The following is a 24454-nucleotide window of genomic DNA, read 5'->3' on the forward strand; positions in this document are numbered from 1 at the left end:
TTTATGATATGAAAAATTATGTGTTACATGGTATGTTTTGATAAATGCCTGTTTTTATTCCAATAAATGTGATTTATGTACCTGTAAACCAAATTGTTATTACCTTGTTTAGAATGAGTCTTTATAGACGTTATCAATAATTGATACTGTTGATTTTTATTAAATAAAATATCGATTAATTTTTTTTGTTTTTGTTAAAAAGAATGTTTTTAACTTAATTTAATAAATTAGTTGTTGTTTTTATTGGTAATTATTGAATAGTTTATATTTTTTTTAAAAATTCCTTTGTGTTGTTAAGAAAGTTTTACAAATTTGTAGGGTACAAAATTAATTTGATATGAAGAAACTAACAACAGGTCTTCTTGTTCTAGTATTGTCTTCTTCTATTGCAGTTGCCAATGCGCAAGAAAAGAAAGACACTGTTAAAACAAAAGAAATCGAGGGCGTGGTAGTAACTGCACTCGGAATTAAAAGAGAGAAAAAAGCACTTGGATATGCATCTCAGGAAATTAAGGGAGATGTTTTGAGAGAAGGAGCGAATACTGGAAACGTTTCCAGTCAGATGGCAGGTAAAGCAGCAGGGGTTCAGGTAGTCACAAGTGCCAACTTCGGAGGTGCCTCCAGCGTCGTGATTAGAGGAATGAAATCCATTGGAGGAAATAACCAGGCTCTTTTCGTAGTAGATGGTGTTCCGATCAGTAACAACAACAGCACTATTTCCGGTGCATATACTATTTTTGACGGAGGTAACTCGATCTCTGACTTGAACCCCAATGATATTGAAAGCGTTAACGTACTGAAAGGTGCGGCCGCTTCTGCTCTATACGGAGAGAGAGCATCTGCCGGGGTTGTGGTAATTACTACAAAAAAAGGAAAATCCAGAAAGAATGATGAATGGGGTGTTACCCTTTCTACAGAATATCAATACGGAGAAATTGATAGATCAACATTTGCAAAATATCAAAATAAATATGGGGCAGGGTATGGCCCGGCTTCTACTTTTCTGAAAAGAGATGTGGATGGGGACGGAGTTCTTGACCTTGTGGTAGGAACAAGTAACGATGCTTCTGTAGGGGCTGCGTTTGATCCGAACCTAATGGTTTATCAATGGTATTCATTGTATCCACAATTATCAGGGTATCATAAGGCAACTCCTTGGGTGGCTGCAAAACATACACCTGTTGATTTCTTTGAAAGTGCACAAACTACTTCCAATTCAGTTACCATTGAAAAAGGAAATGAAAACGGAGGTATCTTGTTAAACTATAATAACTTTATCACTACCGGAGTTCTTCCAAATTCTGAACAAAAGAAGAACACGATTTCTGCAAAATTTGATTACAAAGTAACGGATAAACTTACCGCAACGGTTTATTCCTCATTAACCATGCAGAATACAGTAGGTAGAAACAGTACAGGGTATAATGATAATATTCTTACAGGTTTCAGACAATGGTGGCAAACCAATGTTGATATTTTTCAACTTAGAGATGCCTATTTTGGAACAGGTGGACAAAATATAACATGGAACCCTTACGGGTATGATGATCCAGATAATTTCCAGGCACCTGCCTATTGGAACAACCCATATTTTGACCGTTATCAAAATTACCAAAGCGATTACAGAACCAGATTCTTTGGATATGGAATGTTAAACTATAAAGTTTCTAATGCAGTTACTATAACAGGAAGATTATCATCTGACTTTGCATACCAAAAAACAGAGGTTAGAAAAGCTGTTGGTAGCCACCCGGAATCTTTCGGAATCGTTCCTGGTTTACCATCAACGTTAAATCCACAGGCAAATGCTTCATCTGGATATTACTTGGGTAACATGTATACAAATGAAATCAATTTTGATTTATTTGCTAATTATAACAAGAAGTTTGATAATGGGATCAACTTAGGAGGTGTACTAGGTACTTCCCTAAGAAGAAATACTATTGAAACAACTGATGCTTCTACTCAGCCAGACCCATCTGGAGCAGGATTAATTGTTCCAGGCTTATATGCTCTTAGAAATTCTGCAGGACAGGTTGTTCCTACTCAGGAATTTACTGCTACTGCTACACTGCCTAGAGCTTATGGTCAGATTTCCTTAGGATATAAAGATACTTACTTCTTGGAAGGTACCGGAAGTGTTGATAAATCTTCAAACTTACCAAGCGGTAATAATGTCTATTTTTATCCATCCATTTCAGGATCTGTAGTGCTATCTAATCTTATCAATCAAGATTGGCTTTCTTTCTTAAAAGTGAGAGGAAACTGGGCTCAAGTTGGTAAAACTACCGATAACTTCAGATTGATAGATACTCAAAATATCAAAAACCTATACAATGGTATTCCTATTGTAGACCCAAACAGTTATAAAAATAATCCAAACCTAAAACCTGAAAGATCTACAGAGGTAGAAGTAGGTATGGAAGCTAGATTCCTTAACAACAGATTAGGATTTGATGTGAGTTTATACAAAACAAATTCAAAAGATCAGATTCTATTAGTGCCAATATCCGGAGCATCAGGTTACACAAGTAAGTGGTTTAATGCCGGTGAGTTGGAAAATAAAGGGATAGAAGTTCAATTGAATATCGTTCCGGTGAAGAATGAAAACTTCAGATGGGATATGAACTGGAACTGGGCTGTCAACAAAAACAAGGTATTAAGCCTTAATGATGGAATGACAAACCTACAGTTAGGAAGAGCAGTTAATGATGTAACTTTCAATGCTCCTGCAGGTGAAGCCTATGGGCAGATTTGGGGAACTGATTATGTATACTCTCCAGATGGAGAAAGAATCATTGATCCGAATACAGGGAAATACATGATTACTACATCAAAAACCAATGTGCTTGGTAATATCATGCCTCAATATACATGGAGTGTAAGAAACAGCATCAGCTATAAGGCATTTACATTTACTTTCCTTATTGATGGACAGCAGGGAGGAAGCGTGTTCTCAGGAGATATGTTGTATGGAACAGATACTGGTATCTATCCTGAAACATTGGCGATCAGAGAACCGGGAGCAATATTGCCAGGGGTAGTAATGCAAAATGGACAGTATGTTCAAAATAATGTTCCAATAAAGACAATGTCCGGATCATTACTACGTACAGGAAATTATGCAGCAAAAGAATTTGTATATGATGCAACATTCATTAAGCTAAGAGAGGCGGCCATCTATTTTGATGTTCCAAAGAGCTTATATGCCAATACTTTCATCAAAGGGATGAAGTTTGGAGTCTTTGGTAGAAACCTATGGATTATTCACAAGAATTTACCTTATGCAGATCCTGAAGCAGGATATACAGGAGGTTCAGCTACAGGTGTACAAGGTGCTAACCTTTCAAGAGGTTACTCTATTGGTGCAATGCCAACAACCAGAACCATTGGTGCTAACTTTACTGTTAATTTTTAAAAGAAGTCAAAATGAAAAAAACAATATTAAGCCTTTTTATAGCGAGCATGGCTTTAATATCATGCGAAAGGGACATTACCACATTAAATGACGACACTAAAAACCCGGCGAGCGTAAATCCTGAATTTACATTTGCATCAGCGGAATTGGGGTTAGTAACACAAATGACCAGCCCAAGTGTAAACCTTAATATCTTCAGATTCTTTACACAACAATGGTCTGAAACTCAGTATACTGATGAGTCTGTATATAATCTTCCCAAGAGACGAGTGCCAGACAATCATTGGAATATCCTGTATGCACAATTATTAAAATTGGAGCAGGTAAAAACTGCAACCAATACCATTGGAGATGCTTCTCTAAAAGCAAGTAGAATAGCAACCATTGAAGCCTTAGAAATATACATATACAGTATATTGGTAGATTCTTATGGAGATGTTCCATATTCTCAGTCTATTAAGGTTGATGACTATCCAAACCCTGCTTATGATGATGGAAAAACAATTTATGCTGACCTTATCAAAAGAGCGGATGCAGCTCTTGCCTTATTGGCAACTACTTCTGCTTCAGGTTTTGGAGCAAGTGATGCCATTTTTGGAGGAGACAAAAATAAAATTAAAGCATTTATAAATAGTACCAAACTGAGATTGGGTCTAAATTTAGCTGACGTAGATAACGCTTTGGCAAAATCAACTGTTGAAAGTGCTGTAACTAGTGGAGTTGTCCTTACCAATGCAGAAAATATCGGATTAAAATTTGCATCAGCAGGTCCATTTGTTAATCCTATCTTTATAGAAATGGTATCTAGTGGTAGAAATGACTTTATACCATCCGATGTATATTTGGATGCAATGAACGCAGAATCAGATCCAAGACGTGCCAGCTATTTTACAAAAGCTCCATCAGGGCAATATGTAGGAGGGGTGTATGGTTCTGAAAATGTATACGGAACTTTCTCGCATGTGAATGCTGAAATTTTAAAACCAGATAATTATGCTTATCTTTTTGATGCTGCAGAAGTTAATTTTATGTTAGCCGAAGCTGCTGAAAGAGGATACACTGTTGGAGGTACAGCGGCAACTTATTTTACCAACGGTATTAAAGCTTCAATGGATTTTTGGGGAGTACCAGCAGCTGATCGTGATGCTTATCTTTTAGCTCATAGTTATGCTACAGTACCAGGAACCTGGAAACAGAAAATCGGAAATGAAGCGTGGGTTGCAACTCACAACAGAGGGTTCGAATCATGGGAATTCTCAAGAAGATTAGATTTCAGAGTATTTGTAAAACCAGAAACAAGAGATGTACCTACAAGACTTTATTATCCAATTAATGAAGGAAGTGTAAACGGTGCGCACAGAGCTGCTGCATGTGTGAAACAGTGGGGATCTGTAGATGGAGATGTACAAGGAGCAAAAGTGTTCTGGGATAAATTTTAAATAATATTTTATCTATAATAAATTAAAACCACCTTCGGGTGGTTTTTTTTGTTTATATTGATTTATAGTATGTTGAATGGTGTATTGGTGATATTTTTAACTAAAATTTTCTCTACATTTTCATAAATAATTATTATATTTAATTTCACGCAAAAAAAAATAATAATATGAAAAATTTGAAAAAATTGTCAATCCAAAATTTGAAAAATATTCAGGGAGGTTATGCTCCGGAATGGTGTACAGGTACAGGCGGTTGTTGGGATCCAGTTAAAAAAAGATGTTATCCGGTAGACTGCCCTTAATCCCATTTTAAAAAAATGTCTTCCATTCAGAGACTAAAATTTGAATGTAGACATCAGTAAATTTTGAATTATGTCCTGAAAATGTTGAAAGGACATAAGTTTTTAGAAAAGTATAAAAAATTCTTATTTAACTATAAAACTGCTTTCGGGCAGTTTTTTTTATTTTCAATCATGTTTTTTCAAGAATATTATAAATAAAATTTGTTTTTAATATTTATATATGACAGTTATTCAGTGTGTTATGTGGTCAGGTTGATTTGTGGAAAAAATAGCATTAATTAAAATATTGATGTTATTTTTTTTTATTGAATATTTTATTTTTAATGTATTTTATTAGTTGTTTTAGTGTTTTTCCACTTGATTGTTGGTTTATTTATTGTTTTTATGTCTTTTGTTTGTTAAATTTTTAAAAAAAATACAAATTTGATGCGTAAAATTAATTTGATATGAAGAAACTAACAGCAAGTCTGATTGTTTTGGTATTGTCTTCGTCTTTTGGCATTGTAAATGCCCAGAAAAAGAAAAGCGATAGTACTACACAGACGAAAGAGATTGAAGGTATAGTTGTAACTGCACTTGGGATTAAAAGAGAGAAAAAAGCTCTGGGATATTCTACTCAAAGTGTTGCGGCGAGTGATTTAACAAAATCTCCAACAAGCAATTTCACAAGTAACTTATCAGGAAAGGTGTCAGGATTACAAGTTAAATCTGTATCTAATTTTGGTGGATCCGTTGATATTGTATTAAGAGGGTATAAATCTATAACAGGAAATAACCAGCCATTATTTGTAATAGATGGTGTTCCTATGATTAATGCTAATAACAATACTTCAGCTCAGTCTACACAAGGAAGACCTGGCTATGACTTTGGAAACACCATCTCAGATATTAATCCAAATGATATTGAAGAATTAAACGTCCTGAAAGGTGCTGCTGCAACTGCATTATATGGTTCAAGAGCGCAAAACGGAGCTATCATCATTACTACTAAAAAAGGTAAGAAAGGTAAAAATATCGGAATTGAATTTAATTCTTCCATAAGTGTTTCTGCCATAAATAAAGAAACATTCCCTACTTATCAAAAGCAATATGGGCAAGGGTATGGATATTATTATGGCGTTAATGAGAACTCTCAGTTTGCAGACTATAATGGTTCACCTATGGCTCCTACTACGGAAGATGCTTCTTATGGTGCAGCATTCGATCCAAATTCATTAGTATACCAATATGGTGCCTTTATCCCCGGATCATCTACTTTTGGTAAGGCAACTCCCTGGGTGGCGGGAAAGAATGACCCTTCTACATTTTTTCAGAAAGGAATTAATTTTAATAATGGAATATCCTTTTCCAAAGGTGGTGAGACAGGATCATTCAGGTTGTCATTTAACAATCAGAACGGATCTGATATCATGCCTAATACATATTTAAATAAAAATACAATTACAGGAAATGCTTCCTATAAATTGGTTGATAATTTAACCGCAACAATTGGGGCAACATATGTAATCCAAAATGTGAAAGGAAGAAACTCAACGGGATATAGTGGTAACCTAATGGCTGGGTTTAGACAATGGTGGCCGGTAAATGTTGACCTTAAAGATCAGCAGAATTTCTATATGAATTCCGGTAATAACTATACATGGAATATTGCTAGTCCGGATAATTTAACCCCATCATATTGGAATAACCCATATTTTCAGGTATATGAAAATGCCGTACGGGACACCAGAGAAAGATTTGCAGGAAACTTTTCATTAAGCTATGATGTTACCAAGAACTTTAATTTATTAGCAAGAGTAGGTACAGATGGATTTACCCAAAGAATGGAAGATAGAAAAGCAGTAGGGTCAATTCCAGAATTAATGGGATTTGGGCTAACTGATTTAGAACAACCATCTGGTTTTGCTGTAATGCAGATCAAACAAAGAGAAACCAACTATGACTTCATTGCGAATTATAAAAAAGACTTTAATAACTTAAATTTTAATGCCTTAATTGGTACTAACTTAAACGTTATCAATTTTTATAGTAATTCACAATCCACATCAGGAGGTTTATATGTACCGGGATTGTATACACTATCTAACTCTAAAGCAACACCTCCAAAATCAGTAACTATTGATACTACTAAGAAGATCGCTGGTATTTTTGCTCAGGCCAGTTTAGGATATCAGGGGACTTATTATTTAGAAGGAACAGTAAGAAGAGATCAGTCTTCTGCCTTACCAGTGAATAATAATGTATACTGGTACTATTCAGGTTCTGCGAGTGTGGTATTTTCCAATTGGGAATTTTTAAAAGGGTCTGTAATGAACTTTGGTAAATTTAGAGCTTCATATGCAGAGGTAGGGAGTGATACTGGAGCAGACCAACTGAAAAACAAATATTTTACTTCTACTTCATTTGGGGACTTGCCAATGATTTATTATAATACTTCAGAGAAAAATTCTGATTTAAGACCACAAAGATCGAAGCAAACCGAATTAGGGGTAAATGTTCAATTCTTTAAAAACAGAATAGGGCTTGATGTAGCTTGGTTCAGAAATGATGCATTCGATCAGATTTTAGCATTACCAGTATCCTATGGGACAGGTGTTGCTACAAAATTTCAAAATGCGGGTAATCTAAGAACTGATGGTTGGGAAATTTCGTTGAATGTTACTCCGTTAAAATCTGATAATTTCAGATGGGATGTTAATGCAAACTGGTCAAATCCACAAACAAGAGTAACTAAATTAGCCCCAGGGAATGAGAATATCACTTTAGGAACATTTCAGGGAGGGGTATCTATTAATGCTAGTTTAGATGATTTGTATGGGACTATTAAAGGAACCGATTTCGTTTATACAAACGGACAGAAAACAGTGGGGGCAAACGGTAGATATCTAATTTCTTCTTCTACAAATAATGTGATCGGAAATATGCAGGCCGACTGGTTTGGCGGTTTAGTAAATAAATTTACTTACAAAGATTTCCAGCTATCTTTCCAAATCGATTGGAGAAAAGGAGGAAGTATCTTTTCACTTGACCAATATTATGGCCTGGCAACAGGAATATACCCGGAAACTGTTGGAACTAATGATTTAGGAAACCCGATTAGAAACCCAATCAGTCAAGGAGGTGGAGTAATTCTTCCGGGAGTAAAAGCAAATGGTTCTCCTAATGATATCAGAGTTTCAGGAGCTAACTACGGACTATATGGATATAGATACGCTCCGGCTTCTGCATTTGTATATGATGCAAGTTTCGTGAAATTAAGAGAAGTAGCAATATCTTACAGTATTCCGACTAAATATCTGGCAAATACATTCTTTAAAGGACTTACTTTCAGTGCTATTGGAAATAACCTTTGGATCATCCATAAAAACTTACCATATGCTGATCCGGAAGCAGCACTCAGCTCAGGAAATGCACAAGGTTTTCAATCTGGTGTCATGCCAACATCAAGAGTCTTTTCTTTTAGTATTAAAGCTAATTTCTAAATTTTATTAACAATGAAAAAAATATTTAAATATATAGGAGTTCTATCCATTGGGGCAGTTGCATTATCATGTAGTAACTTTGAGGAATTGAATACGGACCCAAACAGTGCATATACCACTAAGCCGGAAGCTTTGTTATCTTATTCTCAAAAGCAATTAGCTGATTATTTGAATACACCAAGTGTGAATGAAAATAACTTTAGGTTAATACTACAATATTGGCAAGAGGTGACTTATGTAGATGAAAGTAACTATGACTTTGTGAACAGAAACATTTCTAATAATGTATGGTCAGATTTATATGTAGATACAATGCAGAACTTAGTGAAAGCTAAAAACATTGTTAATCAGTATGTTCCTACTGCTACGGAGCAAAGTGCTTGGGCCAAAACAAAAAAAAATCAATTAGCTATTCTAGATGTTCAACAGATTTATATCTATCAAACTTTAGTGGATACTTATGGAGATATTCCTTATTCCGAGTCAAATGGTATTGAAATCACTTCGTTGCCTAAATATGATAAAGGTGCAGATATATATACAAACCTGATCACAAAATTAAAAGCTGACTTAGCCTCTATGGATGCTACTGGTGAAAGTTTTGCATCAGGTGATATATTCTATGGTGGAGATGTTGCTAAATGGAAGAAATTAGGAAACTCTTTATTATTAAAAATTGCTATAGGTATTGCTGATTCTAACCCGGCTCTTGCAGAAGCAACTGCAAAAGAGGCAATCAGTAGTGGGGTAATAACTAGTTCATCAGATAATTGTTTGTTCAATTATCTAAGTTCATCACCTAACTTCAATCCACTTTATGAGAACTTAGTTGCCAGTAATAGAAATGATTTTGTTGCCGGGAAAACTTTGGTTGATTATATGAACACCAATGCTGACCCAAGAAGAGCAACTTTTTTTGATACAAATGTTGTTCCTTATAAAGGTGGAACTATTGGTACGCCATCCAGTTTCGCTACAAATAGTCACATTGGAAAATTTGCATATACTGAGACTACTCCTGGAGTTATTATGAGTAATACAGAAGTTGCATTTTATCTTGCAGAAGCTTCTGCAAGATGGGGAATTGGAGGTGTTCCGGCTGTAGCTTATGCTAATGCAGTAAATGCTTCATTAGTAGAATGGGGTGTTTCTACAGCTAATGCTGCTACCTACTTGGCTGCTCATCCATATAATGCAGCCAATTGGAAAAAGTCTGTTGGTGAGCAAGCTTGGGTTGCAATGTTTAACCAAGGAATGGTAGGATGGAACTTCTATAGAAGATTAGATTTTCCTGTTCTTTCAGCACCTTCTACAGCTGTTTCTCAGGCAGAAGGAAAAGTTCCAGTGAGATTACAATATCCTGTGAGAGAAACTACAACTAATCCTACAAACTATGCAGCTGCTTCTTCTTCTATTGGAGGAGATAAATTAACAACCAAACTATTCTGGGACAAATTTTAACACACAAGTTTTAACATTTAATATATTCTAGCCGCCTTCGGGCGGTTTTTTTATTTCCGTATATTTGTACTTCAAAATTGAAGATGAAACACTTCTATAAAGTGCATATCATCTTGACTATTAAAAAGAGAACTTACAGACATGAATATTAAAGATATTATAGAACAAAAGCTTTCAGACGTTATTTTAAATGTATATCAGTTAAAAGACATCAAGCTGGAAGTTCAGGAAAATAAAACCGAGTTTGAAGGTGACTTTACCATCGTTACTTTCCCTTTGGTTAAACAATTAAAGAAGAATCCTGAAAGCATTGGGGTTGAATTAGGTGAGGCTTTGACAGAGCAGACGGACATTTTCGAAAGCTTTAATGTCGTAAAAGGTTTCCTTAATGTTAAAGTGAAAAATCAATTATTTGTAGATAATTTCAGATCTGTATATAGCGGTTTTTCAACAATAGAAAAGAAGAATGCTACTGTAATGGTAGAATATTCTTCACCCAATACCAATAAACCCCTTCACTTAGGACATATCAGAAATAACCTGTTGGGTTTCTCTGTAGCACAGATTTTAAAAGAAGCCGGATATGATGTGATCAAAACACAGATTATTAATGACCGAGGTATTCATATCTGTAAGTCGATGTTGGCTTGGGAGAAATTCGGAAAGGGAGAAACTCCTGAAACAATAAATACAAAAGGAGATAAATTTGTTGGAAACTACTATGTAGAATTTGATAAAAATTATAAGGCTGAAATTGCAGACCTTGTAAGCAAAGGAATTACTGAAGAACAGGCTAAAAAAGATGCTCCAATGATTAAGGAAGCTCAAAAAATGCTTTTGGACTGGGAAAATGGTGATGAAACAGTAAGAAACCTATGGGCAGAAATGAACTCTTGGGTATACAAAGGATTCAATGAAACGTATAAGAGATTAGGCGTTGACTTTGATCAGGTTCAATATGAAAGTAATACCTACATCCTGGGAAAAGATCTTATCCAGACAGGTTTGGAAAATGGGGTTTTGTATCAGAAAGAAGACGGTTCTGTTTGGTGCGACCTGACAGATGAAGGGCTTGATCAGAAATTATTATTGCGTTCTGATGGAACTTCTGTTTATATGACACAGGATCTTGGAACTGCTGTAGAACGTTTTAAGCAAAATGATATTCAAAAATTGATCTATACTGTAGGAAATGAGCAGGACTATCACTTCCAGGTATTGTTTAAGATTCTGAAAAAATTAGGCTATGAGTGGGCAGATCAGCTGTATCACCTTTCTTATGGAATGGTAGAACTTCCTGAAGGAAAGATGAAATCCCGTGAAGGTACTGTAGTAGATGCCGATGACCTGATGCAGGAAATGTATGAAACAGCAAAATCTAAAGCTCAGGAACTAGGAAAGCTGGAAACTCTTTCTGATGAAGATAAAGAAATATCCTATGAAACAGTAGGATTGGGGGCATTGAAATATTTCATGCTAAAAGTGGATCCGAAGAAAAAAATGCTTTTCAATCCTGCAGAAAGTATTGACTTTAACGGAAATACAGGCCCTTTTATTCAATATACTTTTGCTCGTATCCAGTCATTATTATCTAAGGCTGAATTTGAATATAAAGAAACAGCAGAGGTGACTTTAAATCAGTTTGAAAAAGAACTGATTATGCAGCTAGCAAATTTTAAAACAGTAGTAGCAAAATCAGCGGAAACATTAAGCCCTGCTTTAGTAGCAAACTATGTATACGACCTTGTGAAGTCATATAACTCATTCTATCAGAATAATCCGATTCTGAATCAGGATGATGAAAACATAAAGCAATTCCGTTTGAATGTATCTGAAATCACAGCGAAAACGATCCAAAAATCGTTGGGACTTCTGGGAATTGGAACAGTAAACAGAATGTAAAAAAAAGATCCTCCTGAGTTTTCAGGAGGATTTTTTTGTATTTATATAAAATGTAATTATTTTTTTACTTCAAATCTCTTATCATTCATTATTCTCAGCGGGTGTCTGCTTCAGACTGTCTGCATACAATTTGGCAGCGCTCCATCGGGCATGTTTTGAAAGAGTAACCTTATAGCCTTTCTTATAGGTATACACCTTGGTGAACTTGGCCCCGAAAAAGATCAGCATACAGGAATAATTGATCCACATCATAATCAAAATTACAGTTCCGGCAGCTCCGAAAGCGGAAGTAGGCTTTACCTGACTGAAATAAAGACTCAGCAAAAATTTACCCAGGGTGAATAGTGCTGTCGTTAGAAATGCTCCTCTCCAAACGGATTTCCAGGTGATCTGAATATCAGGGAGAACCTTAAACATTAAGGCAAATAACAGCATCACAAGACCAAATCCAATGGAAAAATTGACCACTTCAACAAGCAGGTAGGTTTCAAATCCAAAATATTGGGTAATAATTGTATTAAAAAGACTGATGAGTGAAGATAAGATCATCGTAATCATCAGTAGAAAGCCCAGAATAAGAATCATACCTAGTGAATTGGCTCTATCCAGTAAAAATTTAATCAATGCCTTTTTAGGAGCAGATTCTACATCCCAAAGCGAATTCAGGGTATGCTGAAGTTGAAAGAATAGGGTAGTAGAACCAAAAACTAAGGCTCCAACTCCCACAGCTTTCATAAAGATATTTTTTTTGTCGATTAGGGCACCCGCAAGCATTCCTTCAATGCTTTTTGCTACATCAGGCCCCATAATACCACTGATTTGAGTGCTGATCTGCCCTCGGATAGCTTCCTCACCAAAGAAATTTCCAAGAACCCATATAATAATGATCAATAATCCCGGGATAGAAAAGATTGCATAATAAGCCAGACTTGCCGAATCTTTTGATGCGGAAGAGCTGTTCCATTCTGTAAATGTGTCCCTGAGGACTTCCCAGAAAAATTTAATGTTATTGATCATATTAAAAAGGATATCCGATGGCTATATTGAAAACAAGATTATCTTTTCTCCAGCTTGGATCTCCGAAATTAATTTTATCGAAGGCCCATCTGTTTCCTTTTTCATAGTAAGGTACTCTCAAAGGCATTGCTAAGTCTAATCTTAAAATTAAAATAGAAAAATCAAGTCTTAGGCCAACTCCGGCACCTACAGCAATTTCGTTCAAAAAATCTTTTGTAAATTTTGCTCCTGGTCTTTTCTCATCATCATGAAGCAGCCAGATATTTCCTGCATCTACAAAGACCGCAGCATTTAAAAACTTATAAAGATTAGCCCTATATTCTGCATTGAGTTCCAGTTTAATATCTCCGGACTGATCAAAATAAGTTCCAGCGTCTATCGTTCTTGGATCAAAACTTCCGGGGCCCAGTGTTCTTGCTCTGAATGCCCTGATGCTGTTACTTCCTCCAGAGAAAAACTGTTTGGAAAAAGGAACAAACTCCGAATTCCCGTAAGGATAAGCAATTCCACCAATGAACCTAGTGGCTAGTGAAGATTTCTCTGTAAATTTATGATAGAATCTAAAGTCATTTTCAATTTTCACATACTGGCTAAAAGGAATCCCGAAAATTTTTCTTTCCTTATCTTTCTTTACATCAGCTCCTGTAGCCAATCCGGTGATGTTTCCTGCCAGATCAAGTGTCCCTTTATAATAAATGGTATTGGCCTTTGGAAGCATGGTATTGGTATAGGTGTAAGAATAGGTAGGACCAAAAATAAGTTGCCTTGCTACCACTCGTTGCATAGCTGGGTTAAATTTTGAGATAGAATCGTATTCTGGAGTAATCTTTGCCGGAGAAACCAATGTAATATCAATTACTTTCAGCTCATGTTCTTTTCTGGCATTTTCTTTCCATAAATATCCAAATGACCCTGTAAAATTATTAAGCGTATAATATTTTGTCCTGTTTTGGAATTCATATCCCAATGTGATATTCGTTCTGGGAACAAATTCACTGGAAGAATGGAAACGGAATGGTGCAACAATTCTTGGGATGGAAAGCTGTACGTTCGTCCCCGCACGGAAAATATTATTGGCATTCTGAGCGCCCCCCATTTGAAAGTCGAAAGCTCCATAAATAGCAGCCTTGAATTGTTCTGCTCCCCGAAAGAAATTTCTGTGAGTCCAGTTAAGGTTAAGCTCACTACCCGCGTAGTTTGCAGAGTTTGTTCTTCCTAACGCTTCCAGACGTAATGATTGTATTTGTCTTGGGGTCAATAAATAATAAGCATCAAATTTATGATTTAAGGAATCCGATGTTACAAATTCATTTTTTACAAACTTGAATACACCAAGACTAATTAATCGGTTTAAGGTAAGATTATGGTTGGATCGGTTGTAAACATCTCCTTTCTTAAAGTATAAAGCCCTGTCAAAGATCTTTGGTTTGAATTTATGCTGCGGATCAATGACATAGATATCATCAAAGGCATATTTACCAAGAGAATCCTTGTCCATAGGGATAGAGTACTTCCCATCTTTTACATCCTGAATATTATAATTGGGAAATACAATAACCTTATCAATACTAAATTGCTGGGTTGCTAAATTGGGTGTATTTTCCTTAAGCTTTACATTCAGTTCTACCTTGTGATTTTTGTTCACTGTACTATCTGCCTGCACAATAATATTATCCGGATGAAAATAATAAAATCCTCTTTCTTTCAGGTTATTATCAATCCTTTCTCTTTCTGCTTTAATTACATCAAGATCAAACGGTCTTCCATTTTTAAGAAGAGTTTTGTTTGCTAAATTCTGAATTTCCTGATTAATAAGGGTAGAATCCTTCTGAAATTTTACACCATCAACAAGATATCTGGCACCCGGTCTTACCGTATATATAACCTGTGCTTTTTTATTCTTAGAAATAGTATCATAGGTAGCTTTTGCATTGAAATATCCTTTGTTCTCAGAATAATTCTCAATGATATCCTTATTGAATTCACGATCTACATCTCCCAGCAATACAGGTTTCTCACCCATTTTGTATTTAAGCCAGTAATTAAAGCCCTTATCCTTTTTGGGTTCCTTGGCTATATTATAGAAATACAGTTTAGGACGCATTCCCAAGAAAGTAGAATTGGGTTTGGGGGTAAGGTTTCCTTCCAGTGCAGACTGAAGTTCTTTTTTTTCTTTTTTCGAGATAGTATCGTTTTCAATTTTTACAGTGGCCCCAGTATAGAGCATCTGATTCTCTTTTAAAAATCGTGTATTGCTGCAGGATACTACAGCTGATGCCAGCCCGGAAACCAACAGATATTTATAATATGTATGGAATATATTACTCATTATTTAAATTCTACCACTTGATTGTTTTGATTCTTTTTAGGCTTTTTCTCTCTTGTTTTTTGGAAAATCTCCCGGAATTTGTCATAATCCAACGTAATGATAAATCCAACCCCGGTTTCTATGATTTGCCCCTGAAGAGCTACCTGATATTCATCTTTACGATAAGCACGCAGCATATACCTTCCATCCTTAGAAAGACTGTAATCTACAGAAACGTTACCTGCAATATTGGTCATATTTTCATTTTGGCGGGCTTGCCCTTCCAGTCCGAAATTACTTCCTACCGTTACTTTCAATCGGTCATTCAACAGTTTTTTACTGATATCTACATTCAGATCAGTTCTTGTATTTTTTTGTCCGGTGGAATAATCTTCAGAAGAATCCAGACCAAAGTTGAGATCCACCCCTTTAATAAGACCGGAGGCAAGATTATTAAGCTGTTGAGATAAAATTTTACTCACACTCTGTCTCGCCATGGTTTCTGCAGACATTCCGGCACCGCTTTCAAACGGATTTTCTCCGATAAAACGGTTTAGAAGCAATAATGCAAATACCTGCTTATTCAATTCAGATTCCTGAGTTCTGAGCTGGGCAAGTTTTTGATCAACAACATCCTTCACATTTGTAGATACAGAATTATTTTTCTCGTCTGTAGTAACGTCAAAACTAAGTTGAGGTTTCAACAGTTCTCCTTTCATTTTTAATAAAGCATTGAATGGTATTCTCTGCTTAAACTGATTTATCATAGATGCACCGCCGTCGCTTCCTATTTGTTGTTCTACAAGATCAATAGGAGCGGCTTCTGTTTTATAAACAGCCGTAATGTCCATTATAGCCATTGTAGGTTCACCAGTCCAGGTGATAGTACTTCCTTTCTGAATATCAAACTTACGTTTCAGGAAGCTTACTGAAAGATCATAACTTCCTTTCTCTACTTGGTATACTCCGACTAGCGTGGTTTTTCCTGAAGGATCAATTCCCCCCGTAAGTTCTGCCTCTCCCTGTAACTGTACAAAGTCACCATTTGCTTTGTCAATAACAATTGAAAGCTTCGCTTCCTTGCTTACCTCAATGTTAACGCTAACATCCATTCCTTTAATACGGCTTTGAGCATTCAGAGAGTCAGCTTTAACTGTTTTATTTAAAACAACCTGATCCTGATCTACAAATTCTACAATGCCATCTCTTTCCTGTAAAGATGGAGTAGACTGAGGAAGAACAAATGTGAAATCTGTGTTATCAGCAATACTTAATTTCCCATCCACTTTTGGTAAATCAAGATTTCCACGAATACGAAGTCCGGCATCTATGGCAAGAATACCATACATCATGGCATCATTTGACTTTTGGGAGTTAACCACCTTGAAGTCCTTGGCATTTACATTAAGATTAAACGCAAAATCCCTGTAGGTTTGGGTAAGAACCTGCCCGTCTACAACCAAAGCATTTCCGTCTTTATCGTTGATTTTAAATTTATTGAATTCAATTCCGCGGCTGGTAAAATCTATTTCATCATTCAGTTTTCTGAAATCACTGCCTGTTTTGGCAATTTCCAGACCTGCATCATTGAATTTTACTTTTCCTAAAATATTAGGTTTATCAGCAGTTCCTGTAATCTTTAAATTTCCTGAAAGATATCCTTCCGTATTGGTAAGAGCATTCATTGAAAACCCTTGAATACTCTTCATTTGAAGTTGGTTGATAGCCATATTCAAATCAAAAGAACTTGAAGAAGTGTTGTAATCCCCTAGAATTTTCACATCATTATTGTTTCCGGAAAGGGCAATATCAGCATTTAAAATTTTCGGTGAAGAATTGTTCACTTTTACAGCAAGATTTCCAATAGGACTTCCATAAACAATCAGATCAGAAACATTTAAGTCAGAAGTGAAAGTCATATCCTTAGTTACATCCCTTAGCTGGGCCGTTCCGTTGATGGTTCCTCTTGCCAGAACTGTATCTTTTTTAATAAGCTCAGTAATAGTTTCAATTTTGAAATCCTTTAATGCAATGTTTAAAGGGCTACTTGGGCTATTGCTTTCTGATTGAATGGAGACTTGGCTGGCTCCATTCGTTAAGGTGAAATTATCTGCCAGTATTCCTTTGTTGCTAATTTGGATTTTATTGTTTTCAGCAACATTCCAGTCCGTATAGTTTAGTTTTAAACCATTCGGATTCAGGGAAACTTCTGTAATGTCATTCATGGATTTTGCATTCCCGGCAATGAGGAAGCGGGTAGCGTCCTTGTCATCCTTTGTAGTAACATTATAGTTGATTGTATTATCTGCAACATCTCCATTGATATCAATCTTGTTTATGGAAAAGCTTGAACTTTTTAAAGCTGCAACATTAAGACTATATTGCAGCGCCTGATTTTCATTGGTTACTTTTAGAACACCTTTCTCAATAGTATTTTCACCATACAGCAACTGTGGAATTTGTCCGTCAATTTCAATTTTTTGAGAATCGGCATCATAATTTCCTGTGATATTAATCGTTTCAAAACTTTTTAGGTCCGGAACAAATTTTCTGATCAAATCATCATTTTTCACCTTTGCATTCAATGTAAAATGCTGCCCCGGATCAATTTTCTGTTTTTTATCCGGTTTCTGGAACTGATAATATTGATTAATCGTTTGGGTTAAAGCTCCAAAGATCTGAGTAAGCTTATATTTCCCTTTCAGCTCAACATCTGCAATTTGAGAATTGAAAAGAATCTGTGTAGAGTCTGTTGTTGAAGAAGCTTTCAGATGGACTTCCTGTACAGGATAAACCTCCTTGGTATCCGAAAATGCAAAGTCCTTAAGGTTTAAATAACCATTCAGGTTATTAGGATCAAGGCTCGTAAAATCTCCATCGATTTTTCCTGCAAGGATCATCGGTTTTTCATAGAAGCCCAGTTTATTTACATCCAGCTTGATGACTTCTCCATTTACCTTTATGGTAGGATTTTTTTCATCATAAATTCCGGAGGCAGTTAATTGTAAATCTGCATTTGGATCTTTTGAATTTAAAATAACATGGTAAGCTCCTTTATTGATCTTACCTGTTAAATTCATATTTTGATAGCGATAACCTTTATACACTGCAGAGGCAACATGTCCTTTTAAGTCTGCATTGGCATTTTTAAAATCAAAACTTTCTCCTTTTGCAGCAATTTGAGCCGTAATGGGGCCTATATCTTTATTCTGAATAATCTTTCCTACCTGAACTCCCTGAAGATTAGCTTTTATATCATACAACTCATGATTTTTTCTACGCATATCAACATTGGCAATGATTGCCGCATTTCCAAGGGTAGAGTAGAGATTAAGGTCTGTAGCAACCATTTTAGTAGTTCCCTTTGCATTTCCTTTTACGCTGAAGTTGGACGGAAGCGCAATATTGGATGGGATTGTATTTTTCGGAACAAGATTGAAGATAGTTTTGGCATTGGAAGAAAACTCTCCAATCCTTACATCATAATACAACTGAGCAGGATTCATTGCATTTTTGATTCTTCCCGATGCAGCTACCCTCAATTGGTCCAACCCTGAGACTTTAAGATCCTGAATTAAAAGATCATTTACATTTCCTTTTACATTAGCGTTTACATTTAATATAGCATTCGGATACTTATTGAATGGAACTGTAGTTCTTAAAGTAGGAACCAAATTTAAAATATCTGAAAAGCCAATTTTAGAATCCTTGATATTGGCTGAAATCTTTACAGCACCAAGGTTTGAAGTAAGTTGATCAATTGAGTTATAGTTTAGAATAACCTCATCACGCAAGATTGTTTTCGGAGTTTGTAGATAAAGGTCCTTGAGATAAGCTTCTTTTTCTGCATACACAAAATCCGTATTAAATTTTTGAATATCCAAACCTCTTGCTTCCCGAATTTCTGCAGAATTAACTGTTCCTGCAAAAGTATTATTCTCCATTTTGAAGCTTCTTACTTCCACATTCACTTTAGCAAAATTCAGGTGGTTGAAGTCCATTCCCTGTTTGGTCGGGGCAATGGCCGTATTGTTGTAAGTTGCCTTTACGTCATTCAAAACCAGTTTTCCTAAAAGAAGACTCATAGCTTTGCCTTGGTCAGAAGCTTTTGAAGTCTCTGGTTCTTTTTTATTTTTAGGATTAGCGTTTTGTGCAGGCAAATAAAGGTTGGCGTTAATGTCAGCCCCGGAAAGGAATACATTGGCTACATTATAGGAGTTGTTTTCAAGATCAAGTTTATTGACCTTTGTACTTAGTTCTTTAAATAAAACCTTGGCAAAGGTCTTGGTATTTTCATCACCATAATCTATGTCAAAATGAGTAAGCTTGATGCCTCTCAGTCCAATACTCATAGGTTTTTTCTCGTTGAGAGAATCTACTTTTTTCTCAACCTTTTTAGAAACTTCTTCTACAATCCCTTGTTTTAGCTTTAATTTTAATCCGTCAAGGTTAATATCGTTGACAGCATATTTATTTTTGTTGAGGTCAAAGGTTTTAACTCTGGTATCAAAAGATTTAAAATAGAGCTTAATATCATTCTTCGACTGCTGATCGTTGAATGTAACTCCAATGTCCTTTAATTTAATTTTATCAAGAGAAATAAGGAATGGTTTGGAAGAACTTTCCTCTTTGTCACTGGTAGCAAAAGCATCAATAATATAATCGAAATTGAATTTGCCATCCGGTTTTCTTACTACATTGGCACGTGTTCCCTCCATTTCTATAGAAGTAATATCTGCCGTTGAGTTGATGAGCTTTAACATGTGTAAACCTACATCCAGTTTTTTTACTGCTAAAAGAGTGTCAACATCCTGCCCTTTAAGATAAAGGTTTTCCATTATAAGACTGTTGGGAAACCCGATGTAGACTTTTTCAAGGCTTACTTTGGTCTTGATTTTTTTCTCAAGGTAAACAATAAGCTTGTCTTTAATGAAATTTTGAACGGCAGGAAGCCTAAGGCTCAATATCAACAGGGTAAGAAAGACCAGTATTGAAATAATGGTGATGGCGGTGCGCCTTAAAATTTTTGTTGTGTTGATTTTTTGTTTCAAAAGCGATGTGGTTTCTAACAAAGATAGTAATACTATTTGATTTGATCTTTGTTGTGGTACCCTTTGCAAATGCAAAAATCCTGCCTTGGCTGCCCTATTATGGAATTTTTAGTGTTGTAGTTGTCAAGTGAATAGTTGAGTAAGACGAGCCAAGGTGCGGATTTTATTTTTATAAAAAGCCCCCTTTATAATCATTTTTAATGTTGAAAAGGTTAGTTAGCAAAAATGAATATTCAAATGTTAGTGTAGTTCTAAAGGGGGCTTGGCATGGTTTATATGAGAAGATAATAAATTTTTAGTTGTTTCCGTTTTCCCATTTTGCGACTTCTCCCTGCGGAGTAGCGCCACCCTGGGCTGGTGTAATAGGAGCAGTTTCCTGATTGATATGATAAATATAGGCTGCAATTTTTTCGGCATCTCTTCCTGTAATGGTTCCATCCTTAATGAAAGGTCTCATAGTAGGATTATTTGGAGAACCGTTTTCAAGCATCCAGAAAACATTTTTAAATAAACTTTTTTCTTTGATGTTGATCCAATGAGTATCGGTAAGGTTAGGACCAATACCTCCTTTTCCGGCATCTCCGTGGCAGGTTACGCAGTTGGTTTTGAAAAGCTCCTGACCTTCTACAATATTGTCTGCACTGTATTTTGCGGTTTCCAGATTGATTTGCGGAGCTGTCTTTTCATATTCCTCAATGGAAGCCAACATGGTTTTCGTTTCCTTAGTGTATTCAGCTTCAGGGTGAGCGTAATCTGTGAAAGAAAAGGCCATCAGATACACTACGCAGAATATACATCCGAACCAGAATAAACCAATCCACCATTTTGGAAGAGAGTTGTCAAGCTCTGTAATTCCATCAAAACCGTGATCAATAAGAATATCTTTTTCTTCAGTAACAGACTGCTTTTTGAATGCTGAGTTCCAAAGCTTTTGATAATAAGGAACACTTTTTTCAGCCAGATACTGTTTTTTTTCTTCTTCGGATAGCCTGCTAAAACTTTCGTTTTCAATTATGTCTCCAATAGAGTTCATGATCATCAGGAGTATAATGGCAATCAATATCAATGCCCAGAAAAATGGAGAGGAAAAATATCCTGAATCACTGGCGAACATTTCAAAGGCCATAATTGTTAAGCCTATCGTTGCTGCAATATATATTGAAATAGGGGTTCTCGTTTTCATTACATCAATTTTTAATGATTACTCTACACTTGCTGTTTGAATTTGTGTTGTTTTAATGTCTGTCCCTAATCTTTGCAGATAAGCGATCATTGCAACAATTTCTCTTTGTTCAAGTGGTACATAGGCAGCTCCTTTAGCTCCTTTTTCTTTGGTCATCTGATCTTTTACATCAGTAGCTTCTGAGTAAATTCTCTGTACAATGGCTTTAGACTGATTGTCTGCCCATTGATTTGCAGAATCAATCTGAGCTTTCGTGTAGGGTACATCAAAAGAGTTTTTCATCAGCTTCATCTTATCCACCATTTGTGTACGGTCCAGTTTATTGGTAATCAACCAAGGAAAACGTGGCATGATAGAACCTGCAGAGGTAATTCTTGGGTTGTACATATGCTTAAAATGCCATGAGTCTGGGTTTCTGCCTCCTTCTCTGTGAAGATCCGGTCCTGTTCTCTTAGACCCCCAAAGGAATGGTCTGTCATAGATGAATTCTCCTGCTTTGGAATACTGTCCGTTTTTCCCTTCAAACCTCAATACTTCATCACGGAAAGGTCTGATCATCTGAGAGTGACATGAGTTACATCCCTCACGAACATATAAATCTCTTCCTTCCAACTCCAGTGGAGTATATGGCTTCACAGCGGTAATGGTAGGAACACTTTGCTTAAGTGATAGAGTAGGAACAATTTCTACGAGTCCGCCAATTGCTATCGTAATAAAAGCTAATATAGAAAGCAGAGTAGGAGTTCTTTCCAACCAAAGGTGTACGCCTTCTCCTTCTTTTCTGGTACCGCCAATGTTGGCTAATGCAGGAGCTTCCGCAGGAACATTTTTCTGGAATGAACCGGCTTTAACAGTTTTGATAACATTAACTACCATCAGGATTGCTCCGGAAAGATAAAGGATACCTCCTAAGAATCTCATTTTAAAGTATGGGATAATTGCAGTTACAGTATCTAACCAGTTTTTCCACAATAATGTTCCGTCTGGGTTGAACTGTTTCCACATCAATCCCTGTGTGAATCCCGAAATATACATCGGAACAGCATAGAAAATAATACCTAATGTTCCCAGCCAGAAGTGCCAGTTGGCTAATTTTTTAGACCACAATGGTGTTCTCCACATAATTGGAACCAAATAATATACTACTCCGAATGCCATGAAACCATTCCATCCAAGAGCTCCTAAGTGTACGTGACCGATAACCCAGTCTGTATAGTGTCCAATTTTATTTAATGATTTTGTCGCCAATAAAGGACCTTCGAAAGTGGCCATACCATAGCAGGTAACAGCTACCACGAAGAATTTAAGGATAGGATTTTCTCTTACTTTATCCCAGGCTCCTCTTAAGGTAAGAAGACCATTTAGCATCCCACCCCAAGATGGTGCAATAAGCATGATAGAGAATCCTGTGCCCACAGCCTGTGCCCATGCTGGTAATGCTGTATATTGCAGGTGGTGAGGTCCGGCCCAAAGGTATACAAAGATTAACGACCAGAAGTGAATAATGGATAGTTTGTATGAGAATACTGGTCGTTGTGCCGCTTTTGGCATAAAGTAATACATCAGACCTAAGACAGGTGTGGTTAATACGAATGCTACCGCATTGTGCCCATACCACCATTGTACTAATGCATCTTTTACACCTGCATATACAGAATAAGATTTCCAGCTTGTGAAAGATAACGGAACTTCCAGGTTATTGAAGATGTGAAGCATTGCCACAGCAATCCACGTTGCCAGATAGAACCATATCGCTACATATAAATGTCTTACTCTTCTCTTGGCAATTGTTCCGAACATATTGATTCCGAAAATTACCCATGAGAATGTAATTAATATATCAATTGGCCACTCATGTTCGGCATATTCCTTAGAAGTGTTGATTCCCATAAGGAAAGTAATGACTACAGCTACAATCATTAGCTGCCAAGACCAGAAGTGGATCCATGAAAGAGTATCACTATACATTCTGGTTTTAAGAAGTCTCTGCATGCTGTAATAAGCACCACAGAAAAAGGAGTTACAGACAAAAGCAAAAATTACGGCACTCGTGTGAAGCATTCTGATCCTTCCAAAGCCCATGGCTCCCTGAGTATTAATTAATCCCTGAATATTACCCGAGGCTAAACTTTTAATGGTGGTATCATCTGTACCGAATAAAAATTCAGGTAATTCAGGATAAAAAAGCATCAATGCGGCAGTAAGCCCCAACAGAAATCCGACGAGTCCGAATACGATAGTTGCATAGAGGAATGCTCTGACAATATTATTGTCATAATTAAATTTTTGCGTCTCCATAAATTCCAATAGTGTTTACCGAAGTGATATTTTCTCTGAAAATAGGCTCTGTTTATGCCTTTTTATCAACCGAAAATAAATATCATGTAACGTGTATAATGTTTTGCCAAAGGTATTTATTAACTTTGTTGATGGCTAATAGATAAACTTCTAAACTATACCAAAAACTACTAAAACAAAAACGATGAAAGTATGTGGACAAAATATCAGGAAAATTCGTAGGAGCAAAGATCTTACGCAAGAGTATATGGCTTTTGAAATGGGGATTTCCCAAAAGGCCTATTCAGATATTGAAAATTCTAAGGTGAAAATCAATCTGGAGATATTGACTAAAATATCTGATATTTTAGACATTAAGCCGTCCGATATTTGTAGTATTTCACACAAATGCGGAACGGATGACGGCTATGAAGATAAATACCAAAATCTTTTGGAGTATATGAAAAAGAATAATATCTCTATTCCGAAAGAATATTTAGAGGATAAAGAGTAAACGAGGAAACTCTTTTAACATATAAGATAATATATTTTAAAACCAGCCCTGACCAATGAGTCAGGGCTGGTTTTTTATTATTATTTTCTGACTGCCCTGT

12 protein-coding genes are annotated in these 24454 nt (G+C 36.1%); 7 read left to right on the top strand and 5 right to left on the bottom strand.

The annotated features are described in order from the left end of the window. Positions 1-337: 337 nt before the first annotated feature. The 6 genes from C7D53_RS01470 (at position 338) to argS (ending at position 12004) form a co-directional block, all read left to right on the top strand. A complete protein-coding gene (locus tag C7D53_RS01470) occupies positions 338-3418 on the top strand; it encodes a SusC/RagA family TonB-linked outer membrane protein (RefSeq protein ID WP_106914635.1) in 3081 nt (1026 codons plus the stop codon). An 11-nt stretch (positions 3419-3429) separates the two neighbouring features. Further along, positions 3430-4857, top strand: a complete 1428-nt coding sequence (locus C7D53_RS01475) for a SusD/RagB family nutrient-binding outer membrane lipoprotein (protein WP_106914636.1) — start codon at positions 3430-3432, stop codon at positions 4855-4857. Between the two features lie 167 nt (positions 4858-5024). Further along, positions 5025-5159, top strand: coding sequence for a bacteriocin-like protein (locus C7D53_RS21190; RefSeq protein ID WP_262497848.1), 135 nt, complete (start codon positions 5025-5027; stop codon positions 5157-5159). A 446-nt stretch (positions 5160-5605) separates the two neighbouring features. Next, complete coding sequence (locus tag C7D53_RS01480) at positions 5606-8641, top strand: SusC/RagA family TonB-linked outer membrane protein (RefSeq protein ID WP_106914637.1); 3036 nt, start codon at positions 5606-5608, stop codon at positions 8639-8641. A 12-nt stretch (positions 8642-8653) separates the two neighbouring features. Further along, positions 8654-10102 carry a SusD/RagB family nutrient-binding outer membrane lipoprotein gene (locus C7D53_RS01485; protein WP_106914638.1) on the top strand — a complete coding sequence of 483 codons (1449 nt, stop codon included), beginning with the start codon at positions 8654-8656 and terminating at the stop codon, positions 10100-10102. 141 nt (positions 10103-10243) lie between these two features. Beyond that, the gene (gene argS / locus C7D53_RS01490) at positions 10244-12004 is read left to right on the top strand and encodes an arginine--tRNA ligase (RefSeq protein WP_106914639.1); all 1761 of its coding nucleotides are present in this window, start codon (positions 10244-10246) and stop codon (positions 12002-12004) included. 81 nt (positions 12005-12085) lie between these two features. Here the strand turns inward: argS and C7D53_RS01495 are convergent, their stop codons facing one another. The 5 genes from C7D53_RS01495 to ccoN form a co-directional block, all read right to left on the bottom strand. Continuing rightward, positions 12086-13021 (bottom strand): YihY/virulence factor BrkB family protein, encoded by a 936-nt coding sequence (locus C7D53_RS01495; RefSeq protein WP_106914640.1) that lies wholly within the window; start codon positions 13019-13021, stop codon positions 12086-12088. Between the two features lies 1 nt (position 13022). Beyond that, complete coding sequence (gene tamL / locus C7D53_RS01500; RefSeq protein ID WP_106914641.1) at positions 13023-15350, bottom strand: translocation and assembly module lipoprotein TamL; 2328 nt, start codon at positions 15348-15350, stop codon at positions 13023-13025. Further along, positions 15350-20380, bottom strand: coding sequence for a translocation/assembly module TamB domain-containing protein (locus tag C7D53_RS01505; RefSeq protein ID WP_106914642.1), 5031 nt, complete (start codon positions 20378-20380; stop codon positions 15350-15352). The genes tamL and C7D53_RS01505 overlap by 1 nt, the downstream gene beginning before the upstream one ends. A 295-nt stretch (positions 20381-20675) precedes the next feature. Beyond that, positions 20676-21563, bottom strand: coding sequence for a cytochrome c (locus C7D53_RS01510; protein ID WP_106914643.1), 888 nt, complete (start codon positions 21561-21563; stop codon positions 20676-20678). An 18-nt stretch (positions 21564-21581) separates the two neighbouring features. Further along, positions 21582-23861 carry a cytochrome-c oxidase, cbb3-type subunit I gene (ccoN, locus tag C7D53_RS01515; RefSeq protein ID WP_106915541.1) on the bottom strand — a complete coding sequence of 760 codons (2280 nt, stop codon included), beginning with the start codon at positions 23859-23861 and terminating at the stop codon, positions 21582-21584. Positions 23862-24045: 184 nt separating this feature from the next. Here ccoN and C7D53_RS01520 point away from each other — a divergent pair, with 184 nt between their 5' ends. Then, complete coding sequence (locus C7D53_RS01520) at positions 24046-24354, top strand: helix-turn-helix domain-containing protein (protein WP_106914644.1); 309 nt, start codon at positions 24046-24048, stop codon at positions 24352-24354. Positions 24355-24454 lie beyond the last annotated feature (100 nt).

The sequence above is a fragment of the Chryseobacterium aurantiacum genome, from assembly GCF_003020585.1.
Classification (GTDB): Bacteria; Bacteroidota; Bacteroidia; order Flavobacteriales; family Weeksellaceae; genus Chryseobacterium; species Chryseobacterium aurantiacum.

Excerpts from the sequence above, each read along its gene's own strand:
- C7D53_RS01470 (WP_106914635.1), top strand. The coding sequence starts at position 338 with ATGAAGAAACTAACAACAGGTCTTCTTGTTCTAGTATTGTCTTCTTCT.
- C7D53_RS01475 (WP_106914636.1), top strand. The coding sequence starts at position 3,430 with ATGAAAAAAACAATATTAAGCCTTTTTATAGCGAGCATGGCTTTAATA.
- C7D53_RS21190 (WP_262497848.1), top strand. The coding sequence starts at position 5,025 with ATGAAAAATTTGAAAAAATTGTCAATCCAAAATTTGAAAAATATTCAG.
- C7D53_RS01480 (WP_106914637.1), top strand. The coding sequence starts at position 5,606 with ATGAAGAAACTAACAGCAAGTCTGATTGTTTTGGTATTGTCTTCGTCT.
- C7D53_RS01485 (WP_106914638.1), top strand. The coding sequence starts at position 8,654 with ATGAAAAAAATATTTAAATATATAGGAGTTCTATCCATTGGGGCAGTT.
- argS (WP_106914639.1), top strand. The coding sequence starts at position 10,244 with ATGAATATTAAAGATATTATAGAACAAAAGCTTTCAGACGTTATTTTA.
- C7D53_RS01495 (WP_106914640.1), bottom strand. The coding sequence starts at position 13,021 with ATGATCAATAACATTAAATTTTTCTGGGAAGTCCTCAGGGACACATTT.
- tamL (WP_106914641.1), bottom strand. The coding sequence starts at position 15,350 with ATGAGTAATATATTCCATACATATTATAAATATCTGTTGGTTTCCGGG.
- C7D53_RS01510 (WP_106914643.1), bottom strand. The coding sequence starts at position 21,563 with ATGAAAACGAGAACCCCTATTTCAATATATATTGCAGCAACGATAGGC.
- ccoN (WP_106915541.1), bottom strand. The coding sequence starts at position 23,861 with ATGGAGACGCAAAAATTTAATTATGACAATAATATTGTCAGAGCATTC.
- C7D53_RS01520 (WP_106914644.1), top strand. The coding sequence starts at position 24,046 with ATGAAAGTATGTGGACAAAATATCAGGAAAATTCGTAGGAGCAAAGAT.